Source organism: Pseudoalteromonas sp. QJM3NY_22, from assembly GCF_056173065.1.
This window is the reverse complement of record NZ_JBWBTZ010000002.1, coordinates 428,197-443,850: the sequence shown is the minus strand read 5'-3', so window position 1 is coordinate 443,850 and position 15,654 is coordinate 428,197. Positions and strand designations below refer to the sequence as shown.

The 15,654-nt window shown below is 37.5% G+C and carries 15 protein-coding genes and 1 pseudogene; 10 read left to right on the top strand and 6 right to left on the bottom strand.

From position 1 onward, the window contains the following. The first annotated feature begins 54 nt into the window (after nucleotides 1-54). Nucleotides 55-459, top strand: coding sequence for a hypothetical protein (locus AC0VZ4_RS22265; protein WP_475442172.1), 405 nt, complete (start codon nucleotides 55-57; stop codon nucleotides 457-459). Here AC0VZ4_RS22265 and AC0VZ4_RS22260 read toward each other — a convergent pair. Next, a complete protein-coding gene (locus tag AC0VZ4_RS22260) occupies nucleotides 432-1,550 on the bottom strand; it encodes an ISAs1 family transposase (RefSeq protein WP_475442171.1) in 1,119 nt (372 codons plus the stop codon). The two genes, AC0VZ4_RS22265 and AC0VZ4_RS22260, sit on opposite strands and share 28 nt — an antisense overlap. Nucleotides 1,551-1,664: 114 nt before the next feature. On the opposite strand from AC0VZ4_RS22260, the gene AC0VZ4_RS22255 reads away from it, so the two are divergent. From AC0VZ4_RS22255 to AC0VZ4_RS22220, 8 genes and pseudogenes are all read left to right on the top strand, one after another. After that, entirely contained in the window at nucleotides 1,665-4,913 is a 3,249-nt protein-coding gene (locus tag AC0VZ4_RS22255) for an RHS repeat-associated core domain-containing protein (protein WP_475442170.1), read from the top strand. Then, the gene (locus tag AC0VZ4_RS22250; RefSeq protein ID WP_475442169.1) at nucleotides 4,910-5,152 is read left to right on the top strand and encodes a MafI family immunity protein; all 243 of its coding nucleotides are present in this window, start codon (nucleotides 4,910-4,912) and stop codon (nucleotides 5,150-5,152) included. The genes AC0VZ4_RS22255 and AC0VZ4_RS22250 overlap by 4 nt, the downstream gene beginning before the upstream one ends. Nucleotides 5,153-5,404: 252 nt before the next feature. Then, nucleotides 5,405-5,581 (top strand): hypothetical protein, encoded by a 177-nt coding sequence (locus AC0VZ4_RS22245; protein WP_475442168.1) that lies wholly within the window; start codon nucleotides 5,405-5,407, stop codon nucleotides 5,579-5,581. Between the two features lie 56 nt (nucleotides 5,582-5,637). After that, the gene (locus AC0VZ4_RS22240; protein ID WP_475442167.1) at nucleotides 5,638-6,216 is read left to right on the top strand and encodes a 3'-5' exonuclease; all 579 of its coding nucleotides are present in this window, start codon (nucleotides 5,638-5,640) and stop codon (nucleotides 6,214-6,216) included. Nucleotides 6,217-6,277: 61 nt separating this feature from the next. After that, nucleotides 6,278-6,490 (top strand): annotated as a pseudogene (locus AC0VZ4_RS22235) (hypothetical protein); the annotation flags it as partial. A 103-nt stretch (nucleotides 6,491-6,593) separates the two neighbouring features. Continuing rightward, a protein-coding gene (locus AC0VZ4_RS22230; protein ID WP_475442166.1) for an IS3 family transposase occupies nucleotides 6,594-7,774 on the top strand; the annotation gives its coding sequence in 2 pieces (ribosomal slippage) (nucleotides 6,594-6,852 and nucleotides 6,852-7,774; 1,182 coding nt in all). Nucleotides 7,775-8,180: 406 nt separating this feature from the next. Then, nucleotides 8,181-8,552 carry a hypothetical protein gene (locus AC0VZ4_RS22225; RefSeq protein WP_475442165.1) on the top strand — a complete coding sequence of 124 codons (372 nt, stop codon included), beginning with the start codon at nucleotides 8,181-8,183 and terminating at the stop codon, nucleotides 8,550-8,552. A 362-nt stretch (nucleotides 8,553-8,914) separates the two neighbouring features. Next, a complete protein-coding gene (locus AC0VZ4_RS22220) occupies nucleotides 8,915-9,109 on the top strand; it encodes a (2Fe-2S)-binding protein (RefSeq protein WP_002960627.1) in 195 nt (64 codons plus the stop codon). A gap of 67 nt (nucleotides 9,110-9,176) precedes the next feature. Here the strand turns inward: AC0VZ4_RS22220 and bfr (AC0VZ4_RS22215) are convergent, their stop codons facing one another. Further along, nucleotides 9,177-9,641: a bacterioferritin gene (gene bfr / locus AC0VZ4_RS22215; protein WP_002958984.1), complete on the bottom strand. Its 465-nt coding sequence runs from the start codon at nucleotides 9,639-9,641 to the stop codon at nucleotides 9,177-9,179. Nucleotides 9,642-9,653: 12 nt separating this feature from the next. Further along, complete coding sequence (gene bfr, locus AC0VZ4_RS22210; protein WP_007375598.1) at nucleotides 9,654-10,124, bottom strand: bacterioferritin; 471 nt, start codon at nucleotides 10,122-10,124, stop codon at nucleotides 9,654-9,656. A gap of 367 nt (nucleotides 10,125-10,491) precedes the next feature. Here bfr (AC0VZ4_RS22210) and AC0VZ4_RS22205 point away from each other — a divergent pair, with 367 nt between their 5' ends. Then, the gene (locus AC0VZ4_RS22205) at nucleotides 10,492-11,376 is read left to right on the top strand and encodes an IS982 family transposase (RefSeq protein WP_475441595.1); all 885 of its coding nucleotides are present in this window, start codon (nucleotides 10,492-10,494) and stop codon (nucleotides 11,374-11,376) included. Between the two features lie 16 nt (nucleotides 11,377-11,392). On the opposite strand, the gene AC0VZ4_RS22200 is transcribed toward AC0VZ4_RS22205, so the two are convergent. The 3 genes from AC0VZ4_RS22200 to AC0VZ4_RS22190 all read right to left on the bottom strand — a co-directional run bounded on the left by AC0VZ4_RS22200 (nucleotide 11,393) and on the right by AC0VZ4_RS22190 (nucleotide 15,653). Continuing rightward, the gene (locus tag AC0VZ4_RS22200) at nucleotides 11,393-13,528 is read right to left on the bottom strand and encodes a TonB-dependent receptor (RefSeq protein ID WP_342865652.1); all 2,136 of its coding nucleotides are present in this window, start codon (nucleotides 13,526-13,528) and stop codon (nucleotides 11,393-11,395) included. A 74-nt stretch (nucleotides 13,529-13,602) separates the two neighbouring features. Then, entirely contained in the window at nucleotides 13,603-14,673 is a 1,071-nt protein-coding gene (locus tag AC0VZ4_RS22195; protein WP_475442164.1) for a PepSY-associated TM helix domain-containing protein, read from the bottom strand. A 101-nt stretch (nucleotides 14,674-14,774) separates the two neighbouring features. Then, nucleotides 14,775-15,653, bottom strand: coding sequence for a cation diffusion facilitator family transporter (locus AC0VZ4_RS22190; RefSeq protein WP_475442163.1), 879 nt, complete (start codon nucleotides 15,651-15,653; stop codon nucleotides 14,775-14,777). Between the last annotated feature and the right edge of the window lies 1 nt (nucleotide 15,654).

Genomic DNA, 15,654 nt, shown 5'->3' with positions numbered 1-15,654 from the left:
CTGATAAAAAAACATAATCGTTCAAATGTAATACCAAGGGTTTATGGCTACCAAATGTTAGATGAATTTAGCTACATGTATAACTTAAACTGTAGTTTATCCTTATCCCTAGTAAGAAAAAGAATCACTGGCAGTAAACTAGATGATATAGACTGGAATTATATCTACTCTGAAAATTCAGGTCATTATGGATTAAGTAATGATGCTCCATTTTATTTTGAGAATGGCGAACGAAATGATCTCAATTATTTTGTATCAGATCCAGTCAATATTTCGAAATCAGCTGGCATTGAAAAGTTTCCTTCTATGGTTGAATCTAGAACGCCTTTGCATTTCAGGACGGTGAAAATAATTAAGCAAGATCAAATAAATATTTTTTATATTGATAGAGAAAGCCAATCTATAAGTCAGGGCAAGAGCATGAAAAAAGTCTATGCGTTCAGTACCTTTTCAAGGTAGGCTGTACTGCGCATAGCTTTTTTCTGTTTTGCGGGCATGCCTTTACTAAAGCTTTTTTCTGCTTTTAGCTGATTAAATGCGATGTGTCTCAGCCCCGCAAATACAGGTGCTGCACCTTCGCGCCTAATTCGACACTCATCTTCTTTAAATCCTACATCTAAACGCCAATGTAATCCATTTTCTATTTGCCAATGTTGTCGTGCTCCTCTCGCGAGTTCTTCCGCTGTTAAATTCGCTGAACTAATATAGTATCTATAGCATAACTCATTGCTTAATTTACCTTTTTCTTTCCTATAAGAAACAATAACACCCACTGTTTTTACACCCTCCCAGTGTATCGTTTCTGATAAACTGCTCACGTTATGGCTCACTGCACAGCACCTAAATTCTTCTCTATTTTTTTGATAATCGACTTCGTTAAACAAGAGCCCATCAGATGCTTGTCGTGCTACCTCAGGTAATAACACATCTTCTATTTGTGACAGTAGCTTTTTATGGTTTGCTTTTACCGCAAGTAAGTAATCGGCTTCTTTACCAACTATTTTTTTTGCAATTGATTTTTGACACCCCATAGCGTCAATCGTTACTAAGCAGACTTTTATCTCTAATAATTCAAGCAGCTCTGGCAACGCTTTTATTTCGTTCGACTTTTTATCAACTGGGCATTGTGCCAAAACAACACCATTTTCGCATGCAAATGCACTGATCATATAAAGCGCATCGCGCCTATCTGACTGATTAAATGAACCTTTCAATCGTTTACCGTCAATAGCAACTACACCGCCTTGAGTTAATTTGGAGCAGGCTTTCATCCAAGAAGAAAAGGAATCTTGGAATTGCGTCATGTCAATACGGCTCATTACACGAGCAATTGTGTCATGGCGAGGGATCCCTTGTTCAAGAAGAACATATTTTCTGAGCCAATCTAGTCTATCATGACCAAAATCTTCAATCTCTTCCCAGCCCTGACAGCCTGAAACAACAGCGCTAACAGCTAAGAATATGATATCAAATAGTTTATGAACAACTTTACCTTGTTGGCGAGGGTCGTCGATTGATTCGAAATATTTAAATAGCTGAATGTTAGACATGGGGATGCTCCTTAAAAAAGGAGTATAAGATCATACTTTTAAGTCAAGGTAAAGTTCGTGATCTTGCCCTGATCTATAAGTGAGAATATAGTTATTGCTGAAGATACACTCTCTTTGAGTAATCAGTTAATCAAAAGAGAGGAATATACTTACTCTAAAGGTGATTATGTAGGTAGTTCATGGATTGACTGTGGTCAAAGGGGAAGTCCCTGCAAAGCAATTAATACCTCACAAATTACAAACAGAGTTAATTTAGTTAATAAAAAAACAATTATATATAGCAACAACAACGATCAGGATGAATATATAACAGATTTTGAAAAGTTTGATGAATATGGTTTTGTGACAGAAATAAAAGAGAGAAATAATTTAAGTAACAACGAACTTTATAAGAGAAAGGTTTATTTACATGATAATGATTCATGGGCGCTAGGGCTTCCTGTTGCTGAGTTTACAGATGATAAACCAATTGATGGTAGCACACTTGCAAACTATGAGATTGTATATAAAAACTTTACTAGCTATAACAATGGAAAAAATAATACCTTCAAATTACCAACTTTACAGAAAAGTAATGGTGAAATATTTATAAATGATAGGGAGTATTTCTCTTCAGGCTTATTGAAAAAGGTTAGCTATAGCTTGAATCGAACATATGGTACTGGTAAGCGTTTTATTGAATATGCAAACTACAAGCGCGGTTTACCGCAGGTAATAACGATGCCAAATAGGTCAACCACAGGAAGCATGAGTGTGGGTAGGATCGTTGATAATAACGGGTGGGTAACTCGTACAACCGATTATAATGGCGTATCAACTAATTACACCTATGATGACATGGGTCGTATTAAATCCGTAGATTTAACAAATGATGCGGCTAATGGCAACTGGTACGACACGTTATATACTTGGGATAACGATACCAATACCCGCACTGCGTCAACCTGTACGTTAAATAGTTCACGGACAGCATGTACAGGTAACGCTGTATTTAAAACCACAGAGTACTATGACAACTTACTGCGACTGACAAAAACAAAAAGCCAAGATTTAGTCAATAGCTCAGCAGCAAATAGTACCCGTTATCAGCGTTTCGAATATAACTATTTGAATCAACCAACGTTCCAATCTTATGCAAGCGCAAATATAAGTGAAAATAAAGGCACTACAACCGTCTATGACTCACTAGGTCGACAGCAAAGTGTTACAACAAGTGGATTAGGCACCGTTAATTACGCCTATTTATCTGGTAATCGTATACAAGCAACGGATGCAAAAGGTCACGTAACAACCACAACCTATCAGGCCTTTGGTTCACCAAGTTACTCAGGTGCAGTAAAAATAGAATCGCCTGAGAATGTAACCACCACATTAGATATTGATATATTTGGTTTAACACATGCTATTACACAAGCTGGTGTTAACCAGTATGGAAATTCAACGAGTGTTACTGAACGTCGTTATTACGACAATAGTAAACAGTTATGTTTAACTACACGACCTGATATAGGTAATACCCTTTATAAGTATAACGCACTAGGTGAACTCATCTGGAGCCAAAGTGGCGTTGCTAATACACAGTGTACAACTACAGCGCCGAGTGGCAGTACTTTTTATACATATGATAACTTAGGCAGTCTTAAACAAGTTAACTACCCAGATGCTTCAGGCGATGTTAGCTACGAGCGTGACAAAAACGGGAACGTCAAAACCCTAACAGCTGGTAATGTAATTCATCGTTATGAGTACAACAACCAAAATCGCCTCGAAGAAGAGCAGCTATTTGTGGGTAATGAATTACCTCTAATGCTTAATTATAAATACAATGCCTTGCAACAGCGTGAACAGTTAGGTTACTCAGATGGAACTATTGTAAATTTCAAACCCAATGGCTTTGGTGAGCCAACAGAAGCACAAGTGTATAAAAGTGGAAATGTTGATTTAAGTTTTGCGAAAAGTGCAAGCTACTATGCTAATGGTACACTGAGTTCGTTTACGTATGGTAATGGTGTTAAGCATCAAACAACACTATATGCAGATAGCCTACTACCAAAACAACTTAAAGATACAGGCCCAGCTGGCAGTAATATACCTAGTACTGTAATGGCTTTAACCTATGATTACGACAATAATGCAAATGTAACGTCGATTATTGATGGCCAAAACAGCGCTTATAGTCTAACTAATTTACAGTATGACGACCTTGACCGCTTAACCAGTACCACTGGGGCGGCAGGTATTGGGTCAAGTGAAATGCGCTACGATGGGCTCGGTAACATTACTTACTATAAAAATAAGGGTAAAACACTCAATTACACCTACGACTACGCTAAAAATCGGTTATCTAAAGTAACCGGCGTAAGTGGCAGATATGGCTCAATAGGTTACGATACCCGAGGTAACATCACTAATAATGGCGCATACACACTAAGCTTTAACCGCGCTAATCAGCTTACTTCAGCCAAAGGCAACAGCTATTTATATGATGGGCATAATCGCCGTGTAAAACAGACAGATGGTAATGGCACCAGCTATTCAATGTACAGCCAAGATGGTACATTGCTGTACAGAGAAAAAGGCGACACCATAACCGGCAGCGGCACTAACTATATTTACTTAGGTAAAAAACTGATTGCCAAATATGGTGATGTAACACCGCAAACAGTGAATGAAAGTCGACAGCATGCTCGTCCATTTGGTGAATCGATAGAAGCCCCCAAAGATGATGTAGGGTTCACAGGGCATAAATTCGACACCGACTTAGGGTTGAGTTATATGCAGGCACGATACTATGATCCAGTTATCGGGCGTTTTTATTCGAATGATCCTGTTGGTTGGACACCTAAAAACCCAGTAATGTCGTTTAACCGCTACTTATATGTTAATAACAATCCGTATAAGTACACTGATCCGAATGGCGAGTTTTTGTTTTTAGCGGCAGTACCTCTGATTGAGTACACTGTAGGAATGGCGGCTTTTGATGCTCTTGTTGTTGGAGCTATGGCGTGGGGAGTATCAAATAGCTCTAGTGATTCTGTGAATTTAGCAGATGATGATGCGACAAAGCATATCCTCGATGGCGATGAAGATGGTGGTGGTCATGGTCCGGGAAGAGGAGTTCCGGGTAAATCGGAATTCCCATCAGATTGGACTGATGAAGAAGTAATGGATGCAGTTTCTGATGTCGCTACAGATCCAGAGTCTAAGTCAAGACCAGCTCGTGATGGGCGGACAAAAACTTCTGGAACAAGAAATGGGGTTAAAATTGATGTTATTACTGGGAATGCGGATGAAAATGGTAAAATCATTACAGCATGGCCAAATAACGTGCCAAGAAATCCTGAAAAGGAGCAGGAACAATGAATCAAAAAATGAATGAGCTTTTAGATCTTTGTAGAAATAATTTTTCTGAAGATGAAATAGAAGAGGTAAAAGAGTTCATAGATGTAAACGAGAACAAACTTGCACTTGAAACAATATGCGCAATTTTTTACGAAGAAAAAAAGATGGTTTCTCAAGAGCAGCTAGAACTAATTAAGAGTATTGGTGCGAACATGACTATATCTCCACAAAAGTGGGAAAGGTTAGATGTAATGAAATAGCTGATAGTTTATGACTAAAGAAGTTTTTTGAATCCAAAGCCTCGCACTCGCGGGGCTTTGTTTTTTCAGGCTCTTGTGGCTTAGGGTTTGTTTTCAAGTTTATCTGCAAGTAATTTTCTTTTTGTATGTTATTTGCTCAAAGTTGATGGTGGCTTATAATCTCCAATTGTATGTATAAGGTTTGAAGTTGGTGAATAAATGCCATTGCATAAGCTTACTATTCGATTTAATGTTGGTGACACATCTCTAAGTATGGATGAGATAGATGATCGTCTTTATGAAGCTGATTTTGACGATGGATTTGTTACGCACAATGGAAACAGCTCAGTATCCATTTCTGTTGAAAGAGATAGTGGCAGTAAGAGAGAGCTCGAAGATAGTTTAAAAAAAACGCTAATTACCATATTTCCACGGGCTGTTTGGCTTTAGTTACAGATTTTGAACTTTCTTATTGACCAAAATGAAATGCGCTCAGGGGTAAGATAATGGAGAAAAGTCATACTATAAATAACTTTGAGCAGCTAACCGTTTCTAACAAGTATGCAGTAGTTTTGGATATTGAGCATACTTGTACTGAAGATGGTTCAATACCACCAAAAGACAGAGAAACTATAGAGGTAGGGGCGGTTCTTGTTGATTGTAATACCCTAGAAGTCGTTAAGGAATATCAATCTTTTGTAAAACCAATTATTCACCCCGTTATTAGTCAGTTTTGCGCTGACCTGACTGGGATCCAACAAGCAGAATTAGATAACTCTCCAATATTTAAAGCTGTCTTTAGTGACTTTATTCGTTGGTTACCTTCAGAGGAAGATTGGCTTTTTGTTAGTTGGGGCTCATACGACTTAGTTCAGTTGAACCTAGATTGTTCACTGCACGGTCTTAACACGTTTGAGCCATTGAACATATTAAACTTGAAGAAAGCTTTTAAACAATATTGCAACTTGAGAAAACCTGTGGGTTTAAAGAAAGCGCTGGAAATATCAATTGGCGCATTTAGTGGTTCTCATCATCGAGCACTTGACGATGCAAGAAATGCAGCCAAAATATCGCAATTAGGATGACACCCATCCTAATTATTACGAAAAAAGCCAACAAAAACAGCATGAAGAGTGCATTATTATAAATAATGAATCACGCAAAAAGCTGAACAATGTTAATAAGGTGAAAGTGAAAATAGAGAGCCCAATTGGACGGCGACAGCTGTTTATTAAAGAATGGCAAACGATTCGGCTGTATTGAACCTGCTTTCCTTTAAATAAAAAGCGGAATATTACAGTGAATAAAGGCATGAATAAATTGACCTTACGGAGTCAAGCGAAAGTGAACGCCCAATGACAACAGTATTGCCTTGTTCATAATATTGTAGTGGTACAGTGATTTTGGCCACCCATTAAGAAAGAAATGTTATGCTAATAAGCATACAAATTTGGGTGAAAAAATGACGAAATTAAAACGCGCAACATATTCAGCGGCAATTAAATTAGAAACGGCTCAGCTTGTAGTAGACCAAGGTTATACGCAAGAAGACGCAGCAAAAGCGATGGGGGTGGGTAAATCAACCGTAAGTAAGTGGGTTACTCAATTAAAGCTAGAACGCAATGGTCAGTCACCATCAGCGTCACCAATGACGCCCGAACAAATTGAAATCCGCGAACTTAAAAAGCAAATCCAACGCATTGAATTAGAAAAGGATATATTAAAAAAGGCTACCGCTCTCTTGATGTCCGACTCCCTGAACAATTCTCATTAATTGAGAAATTAAATCAACGAGAGCGTTATCCAATTAGCGTGCTATGTAGTGTATTCAATGTGCATCGTAGCAGCTATAAATACTGGGCCATACGGGATACAACGCCGACACCTGAGCAAGTAAGGTTAGAGGCTGAAGTAAAAGCAATACATGCGATGAGTGGTGGTTCAGCAGGGGCACGGACAATCGCAGCGATAGCAACGAACAATGATTTTGAATTGAGCCGTTATCGTGCAGCTAAGCTAATGGTTAAATTAAAGCTTGAGAGCTGCCAAGTACCTCAACATTCATATAAACGCGGTGGTAAAGAACACCTTGAAATCCCAAACCTGCTTGATAGGCAGTTTGATGTTGTTGAGCCGGATACCGTGTGGTGCGGTGATGTGACGTATATTTGGACAGGCAATCGCTGGGCTTATTTAGCCGTGGTTATTGATTTATTTGCACGCAAAGTGGTTGGCTGGGCAATGTCGTTGTCACCAGATACTAATTTAACGCTAAAAGCGCTTGAACTCGCGTATGAAAGCAGAGGAAAACCGACAGGACTGATGTTTCACTCTGACCAAGGTAGTCATTATACAAGTTTAAAATATCGCCAACGTTTATGGCGCTATAAAATCACACAAAGTATGAGCAGGCGTGGAAACTGTTGGGATAATGCGCCAATGGAGCGATTTTTTAGAAGCTTTAAGACGGAATGGATGCCAAAGAGTGGATATGGAAATTTTATAGACGCTAAATATAGCGTAAGTGATTACATAAATGGATATTACAATAATGTTAGGCCGCATCATTATAATGCCGGTTTAGCGCCAAATGAATCTGAGGTCAGATACAAAGATTCTAAAACTGTGGCCAAATTTTATTGACCACTACATATAGAAAAGCTGCAAAACACGATGCATTAAGAGAGGCAACCCCTTTTAAGCCAAAATAAAGCCACTCAAACACCCGTAATTCCTTCTAAAACGCCAATTAAAACAATATCAAATACTTCTTTATATTCTGCGTAAAAATACAGTAATCAATTGAACCAAAATAGGAACTCAGCTATGGTTTGTTTATCAATAAAAACAAATTTAAAAACGAGTTAATCTACAGGCTCGTTGAGGCTGTAGAATTACTCATTTTTAAGAAAAACAGCCTGTTTTATGGGTTCCAAATGCATTACCTAATGCTTTAAAAACGCTTAGCGTTGATTTTAGGCGCTCGTTTTTAAATTAATTTGGTTGTTGGAGTTATTCTACAGTCTCGTTATGTTCGAAAAGGAATATTATGTTTAGAATTTTAAAGTTAGTAATTATAGTTTTTTATTTCGCTAGTTTTTACTCGTTCGCTGAAAATATTGACGACAAAGCGCAATTAGAAAAAATGGTAGTAAAATATGAGTCGGCGGTTGAGTTAAGCAAAGAATGCATATCTTCAAAAATGAAAAATATTTCGAGTTGCAAAGCGTTTCAAAAGATTTATCTCTTTGAGTTAAAGGGCAGCTTCGCAGCGTTTACGACTAATTTAGGTTCGTACATAGAATTAGATGTAGACATCACCTTGCGTGGCGTGGCAGCTATAACCTCAGCAAGTGAAGCGGCGCTTGATATATACGCACATAACAAAAACATTAAGACGAACAATTCACAAGAGCAGTAAATCGCCGCTTATATGAGTGTTACCAATGTCTGCTCATGGTACAAACCGGAAATCACCTTCCCATAAATTCCGTACTTATACATTAAGGCTTCTGAAGCCTTAATGTCATTAATTTTCAACCATTCAAATATTTACTTAAACCTAACCTTACTTAAATTTAAGGTTGACTCTAATAAATCTCAATCTGTGCGCCAGACCTTGCTTAAAATTCAAACTATTCTCAAGCTGCCGTGAATTCTCAACTTAAGTGGCGCTGGCCATAAGCTGAAAAAAGATACATATTAGCCAATAAAATAATTGATAACTATTTTCGTTTAGATTAATATGCACATACTAAATGTAATTGAGAGTGGTTTGTATTCATGTATATTTGTCTATGTCACGGTGTGACAGATAAAAAAATTGAGCAAACAATTGACGATGGTGCAACGACCATGCGTGAATTAACTAAAGAGCTTAAAGTGGGCAGCCAATGCGGTAAGTGTTGTGGTTGTACTAAAAAGATCCTTAATCGCAGACTTATTCAGATTGCGGATGTAACGGATCAAGTTGCTTAATTACGTATAAAATTTAGATATAAAAAAAGCAGCTTTTTAGCTGCTTTTTTCGTGGCTGAATTATTGTTTACAGTTGAGACTGTAAATAGTTTTTAATGCCCGTATTTTTAATAAGTAATTGTTGGGTTTCTAACCAATCAATTTGCTCTTCTTGTTCATTTAAAATGTGATCAAGGGCTTCACGGGTAATATAATCTTTTTTACTTTCAGCCAGTTTAACTGCGCTTCGTAATTCATCAATCGTATCGAGTTCAAAGCTCATGTTAGCAGCAATCATTTCTTCGCTGTTTTCACCAATACGTAATCGGCCTAAGTCTTGAAGATTTGGTAAGCCTTCTAAAAACAAAATACGTTCAATTAATCGATCGGCGTTTTTCATTTTTTGGATAGATACTTTGTAATCTGCTTTGTCTAGTTGAGTGAAGCCAAAGTCTTTAAACATGCGTGCATGTAAAAAATATTGGTTAATACCAACAAGCTCATTAGCGAGTACTTTATTTAGCGCCGCAATAACGTCTTTATCGCCTTTCATAATATGCTCCTACTAAGCCATTTGTGCTTGATGATAATTTTCAGAACCAATTTTATCAATTAGACCAAGTTGTTGCTCTAACCAGTAAACATGATCTTCTTCGGTATCAAATAACAGCTTTTCTAAAATGCTACGTGATTGGTAATCTTGCTGTTCTTCACATATTGCGATTACGTCTTTAACACACGCTACTACTTCAAGCTCTAGTGTTAAATCGTTTTGCATCATACTTTTTACATCGCTACCGATAAGTAAGTCACGGCGCTTAGTCATATTTGGTACACCTTCTAAAAACAAGATGCGCTTAATAAGCCAATCTGCGTGATCTTTTTCTTCTTCCATTTCATGGTTAAGGCGTTCGTATAGCTTGTTTAAACCCCAGTCGTCATACATGCGCGAGTGTATAAAATACTGATCGATTGCTGCTAATTCGTTAGCTAACAATGTATTAAACGCATCGATTACTTTTTGATTACCTTTCATGATAAATCGCCTTAACTATTTCAATTGTAAGCAGTGTAGTATAAATTGAATGAATTGCAAGTTTTCTCTATAAAAATCATTGTGTTACTATTGGTTTTGATTCTTATTTAAGTTTGCGTTATTGCTTGGTTTATGGACAGTTTTTTATTTGTATTAGCATCTGAGAATGATTACTAGAGGTATTTATAGATAATAAGTTGAGATACTGCTTTTTATATTATTTTTTTAAATAAATAGGCATGCTGATGATGCCTATTTATTGAGTCTATTGCTAATTAACCTGAATCTCGTTTAAGAAATTGAACTAAATGCCTGTTCCGAGATCCGATCTTTCGACCAAAAACGATTGGATAAGCAAGGAACAGGCATGATTAAATTAGTTGAATTATTTTGCGATGTCGATGATTTTTGCAAAGTATTTATACCCCAATGGGAAAAACAATTACTCGAAGATGGCACCCAAAAACGTCAGCGTTCAGGACGTATGACGACCAGTGAAATTATGACTATTGTTATTAGTTTTCATATGTCACATCACCGAGATTTCAAAAATTACTACCTTGGCTATGTATCACTTATGTACAAAAGTGAATTTCCCAACTTGCTCAGTTACACACGATTTTTAGCCGTTATGCCAAGGGTAATTGTGCCGATGTGTGCCTATTTTACTTCACTTAAAGGTAAACCCACAGGCGTTGAATTCATTGACTCCACATGTATTAAAGTGTGCCATAATATTCGTATTCCAAGACACAAAACCTTTGATGGAATAGCCCAGCGTGGCAAAGGAACAATGGGATGGTTTTATGGCTTCAAGCTACATTTAATCGTTAATCACCATGGTGAAATTGTTGCTGCGAAAGTGACAACAGGAAATGTACATGATACTCAACCAGTGCGTGAGTTAGCGAGCTGCCTGACGGATAAATTATATGGTGACAAAGGGTATTTAAGTAAAGCTTTAGAAGCCGATTTACTCGATAAAGGGGTAAAGCTCATTACGACGGTTCGCAAAAATATGAAGGCAAAAGCGATGTCATTATGGGATAGAGCAATGCTTTCAAAACGCTTTATAATCGAAACAATTAATGACCAGCTCAAGAACATATCCTTCATTGAACATTCAAGACATCGGAGTATGAACGGCTTTATGTTGAATTTAGTCGCTGGATTGGTGGCTTATTGCTTGAAAGAAAAGAAGCCACACCTTAATTTAACTGACGTAGAGCTTAACGCATTAGTTATCGCTTAAGCAGAACTCAGGTTAATTAAAACTGGTATTTAGCACCGAGGGTAGCCGTTGTGCCTAATCCTTTGATGTTATAGCCGCCGTAAGTGTAAGATTGTGCGCGGGCAGGGTAGTAATCGCTATTGAACAGGTTTTCGATACCAAAATAGCCACTCCACCTGGCGTTAACGTTGTACTGGCCACTTAAGTTAAATGTGTTGTAGCTACTCACAGGGCCCTGATCGCCAGAGTATTGGCCTTGCGCATTTTTATCAAAGCGCTTTCTGTCACCTACATATAAAAAACTCATTGCAAGTGATAACTTTTCGTTAGTTTGCCATGTTAAATTAGCAGTGGCTTTAGGTGGGCTGATTTGTTTTGCCCCTAAATATTCATCCGCTTCAGTATTTTTTCCTTCTACGTAGCTGTATGTAGCACTTAATTTAAGATCTTGATTAATAGTATAATTAACTAAACCTTCGTAACCCCATATTTCTTGCGGTGCGCGTACGGGTTCGTAAACACCCGTTACTTCGTTAAATTCATTACTGGTGCCAAGCTCTGAAGTACTTCTGTACAGTGCAAATTCAAAACGAACGTTTTCAAACTGTGAAGTAAAACCAATTTCGTAGTTGTCAATTATAGATGCTTGTGTCTGAATAAGTGCAATATCGTCAACGGTTGCAGCGCGAAGTAAGCGCCCAATATCAGAAATATCAGATCCCTGTGAATAACTAAAAAATGGGCTGAATGCATCTGTTAAATTGTATTTTATGCCTGCATTATACGTTGTAGCGTCATAGTTTATGGTATCACCACGCACATTTAATGGGACTGAGCATTGCGAAGGGGTTCTACACAGTTTTAATGTTTGGTAATCACTTACGCTCAAATCAATACTTTCGTTTCTTACACCTGCTTTTACAATAATATCGTCGTTTATTACCCATTTTGTTTGTAAAAAACCAGCAACACTTTCCATGTCCATTTCTGGTACCCACACACGGCCATCCACCAAAGGTTGTGATGTTTTATCGTTTAAGGCATCAATGCCGTAGATTAGGGTGGCTGCTACGTTCTCAAAATCAAACTGGCTATTAAATGTAGCCCTTGCACCTTGCTTTTCTGATTTAATAACGGACTGACCACCGGTATAGCCTTCATCGAGGTTAGCTAGGTTAGTGGAGAAAAAGAATACGTTTTCTATATCTTGTTTATAAAGATCGAGGGTCATTTGTGTATTTTCAAACAACGCGTAGTCAACATATTTTAGAGTAATATTAACGTTGCCATCGGGTCCTTGCGGCTTACCTTGCTTTTGTAGTTCTGTGGGTACGTGAATAGCGTATGTTTTTTCCCCTATATTGCCATCGCCAGTAATATCACCTAAGTCAGTTTTTTGCTGTGAGCTGTAAAAGTTATAGCTAAACTGCAATTGCTTTTCGTCGTCAAAATCGTAACTTAGTTTAGTAAAGTAATTTTGAGTTTCAGAGTCTGATAAACCGTATTGTAAGCCTAAAATATCGCCCTGTGCATCGCGTTGCACGCCGTTTTCTTCATAGCTTGCCGTTAACAGGTAGCTTAATTTATCGATCTTGCCGTTTACTGCTGCCGATATTCTACCGCCGCCACTTTCTGCTAATTTAACAGCGCTAAAGCGGCTTGAAATACTTATTTCACCTTCAGGCTTACCATCACTGCGAGCCTGTTTTGTTATGTAGTTAATAATGCCACCTGAAGCACCATTACCATAAATAGAAGTCGCGCCTTTTATAACTTCAATGCGCGCTATGGCACTTGCATCAAGTGTTTTTATGCCTAAAGAACCGTTACGAAGAGGGGTTGATTGCGGTACACCATCAATCATTATTAAAGGCGCACGGCCACGTAGCGTTTGTCCTGAATTACTTGAGCTGCCTGTATCTGGGGCAAGTCCTGGAACCATTTGTGCAAGTAAACTCCCCAGTTCTGAGCTTACTTTTAAATGCTGCTGTATTTGTTGTTGATTAATAACGGTAATAGAGGCAGGTACTTCGTCAATACTTTCTGAGATACGACTGCCAGATACAATGACATGTTCTAATTGTTCAGAAGCGTATTCATTTTTATTATTTTCATCTGCTAGCGTGTTAGTACTTACTGCAACAGCAATAAGGCAAAGCGAAGTTTTTAACATGGGAGAGCTCTTAGTTGATAATAATTTTCGCAATGGTAATTATTATCAACTAATCACGCAAGTGTTAATGAGATTTATTTTCGTTTGTGGCGTTTTAACCAAAAATACACACCGCTTACAATAAAAAATGCGAGTGAAAGGGCAATCAATAACCATATAAATTGCACTATGGGGCCTGCAAAATCCCCAATGTGAAATTTATACTTAAAGTTCCATGCTTGCGTCGTAAAGTTGGCTTTACTTGCGTCAAATGAGTTTAATACTTTGCCTGTAAATGGATTTACCCATACCCAACTATAAGCATGGCTTTCACCAGGGTTTTGAATTCTGAGCGCAATGGCATCGTCTGCTTTTTTAGGTAAGTAAATTCTAAATAATCGACCATCATGGAATACATCCCCAGCATTTTTAATTGCTTCGTTATAGTTTATATCAGCTTGAGAAGGCGCTATTATTTTTGGCGCTTTGGGCCTTTGTTCTACTTTATTAAACGTTACAAATTCTAATACTGATTGAGTTTGTGTTTTCCAATTAAATGCCATACCAGTAAAGGCAATAAGTACAAGCGGTATAAAAAAGTAAACACCAAGTACGGTATGTAATTGATACATTAGCACTCTAAATTTGGCTTTAGGCTTAATAGCTAAACGCTTAATTCTGTTTTTTGGTTTTATCCATAGGTAAAAGCCGAGTAGTACATTGATTAAAAGTAATAATGCACACACTGACATCCAATTTTTAAATGGTTTTTTACCATCACTATCTTCAAATAATAACCAGCGATGTAAGCCTAAAGCAAAGCCATAAATTGTGTCTGTTGTTTGATAGTTATGAATTATTTTTCCAGAATAAGGATTGACACTCACGTAGTGCTTGTTAGCCAATCTAAATTGCCAAGCTAATGCTTTATTTTGCTCGGGCATAAAAAAAACAATTTTTTGTTGTGTTTGCGCTTGCACGTTTTCTATCAATTTTTGATTGTTTAATGTACGAGGCTGCGGAATAACTTGCCATTTATCTGGCTGAATGAAGTGCTGTATGTCTTTTGCATAAATCATAACAGCACCGGTTAAGCTCACTATTAATAAAAATAGTCCGCTAATGAGGGCAAGGCCTAAATGAATTCTACGTAACCAAAGTTTCAAAAACAGTATCTCATTATAAGTTAGTAGCAATATTGTAAATGATAATACGAGATGTTTTCAATTAAATAGTTATGCATTTGTTTAGCTGATTATTAACGCTATTATGCTGCGCCTTTATTTGCAATAGGTCTGGTTTCTATTATGCAATTTTCGATGTTAAAATTGTCGTGTAAGAAGCCTTTTACTGCGGGTAAATCAATTGTTTGTTGAGTGCTAATAACAAGCTCACAATGATTTTCTTTATCATCTAGTTGCCAAAGCTTAATGCTGACTACCGATTCGATATTAAATTCATTACTAATAGCATGTGATATTGCGTGTGTATCAATGTTATTAGGGGCTGCTTGCATTAAAATTTTGCCGCTTTGCTTTAATAATAAAATACCATGATAAATTACATACACAGAAATAAGCACTGTGGCAATTAAATCAACGATATACCACTGGTATAAAATAATTAAAGTGCCAGCAATAATAACAACAATAGAGGCCATTGCATCTGAGATGTTGTGAATAAAAGCCGCTTTTATGTTTATGCTGTGATTTGCACCAGCTCGGTAGGTTAAATACGCTGTTGATAAATCAATAACTAATGCTATTGCTGCCACCCAGACAACTATCCAACCATTAATAGGCTGCGGATTTAAATAGCTAGAAATGGCTTCAAAAATTAAATATAGGCCAATTATAATTAATGTAGTGCTATTAAAAAGAGTAGCGAGGATTTCAGCGCGCTTATAGCCAAAATGATGAGTTACGTCAGCTGGTTTATTACCGATTTTACGTGCAATGAGCGCTATAAATATTGCCCCAGCATCGCTTAAATTGTGAAGTGCGTCAGCTATAAGCGATAAGCTACCCGAAAATATCCCGCCAATAACTTGGGTTACGGTTAGTAATACGTTAATGATAACAGCAACGGCGAGCTGTTTATCGCTTTGGTTTTCGTCTACATGACTATGTGAGTGATCGTGCGCCATA

Excerpts from the sequence above, each read along its gene's own strand:
- AC0VZ4_RS22265 (WP_475442172.1), top strand. The coding sequence starts at position 55 with ATGTTAGATGAATTTAGCTACATGTATAACTTAAACTGTAGTTTATCC.
- AC0VZ4_RS22260 (WP_475442171.1), bottom strand. The coding sequence starts at position 1,550 with ATGTCTAACATTCAGCTATTTAAATATTTCGAATCAATCGACGACCCT.
- AC0VZ4_RS22250 (WP_475442169.1), top strand. The coding sequence starts at position 4,910 with ATGAATCAAAAAATGAATGAGCTTTTAGATCTTTGTAGAAATAATTTT.
- AC0VZ4_RS22245 (WP_475442168.1), top strand. The coding sequence starts at position 5,405 with ATGGATGAGATAGATGATCGTCTTTATGAAGCTGATTTTGACGATGGA.
- AC0VZ4_RS22240 (WP_475442167.1), top strand. The coding sequence starts at position 5,638 with ATGGAGAAAAGTCATACTATAAATAACTTTGAGCAGCTAACCGTTTCT.
- AC0VZ4_RS22225 (WP_475442165.1), top strand. The coding sequence starts at position 8,181 with ATGTTTAGAATTTTAAAGTTAGTAATTATAGTTTTTTATTTCGCTAGT.
- AC0VZ4_RS22220 (WP_002960627.1), top strand. The coding sequence starts at position 8,915 with ATGTATATTTGTCTATGTCACGGTGTGACAGATAAAAAAATTGAGCAA.
- bfr (WP_002958984.1), bottom strand. The coding sequence starts at position 9,641 with ATGAAAGGCGATAAAGACGTTATTGCGGCGCTAAATAAAGTACTCGCT.
- bfr (WP_007375598.1), bottom strand. The coding sequence starts at position 10,124 with ATGAAAGGTAATCAAAAAGTAATCGATGCGTTTAATACATTGTTAGCT.
- AC0VZ4_RS22205 (WP_475441595.1), top strand. The coding sequence starts at position 10,492 with ATGATTAAATTAGTTGAATTATTTTGCGATGTCGATGATTTTTGCAAA.
- AC0VZ4_RS22200 (WP_342865652.1), bottom strand. The coding sequence starts at position 13,528 with ATGTTAAAAACTTCGCTTTGCCTTATTGCTGTTGCAGTAAGTACTAAC.
- AC0VZ4_RS22190 (WP_475442163.1), bottom strand. The coding sequence starts at position 15,653 with ATGGCGCACGATCACTCACATAGTCATGTAGACGAAAACCAAAGCGAT.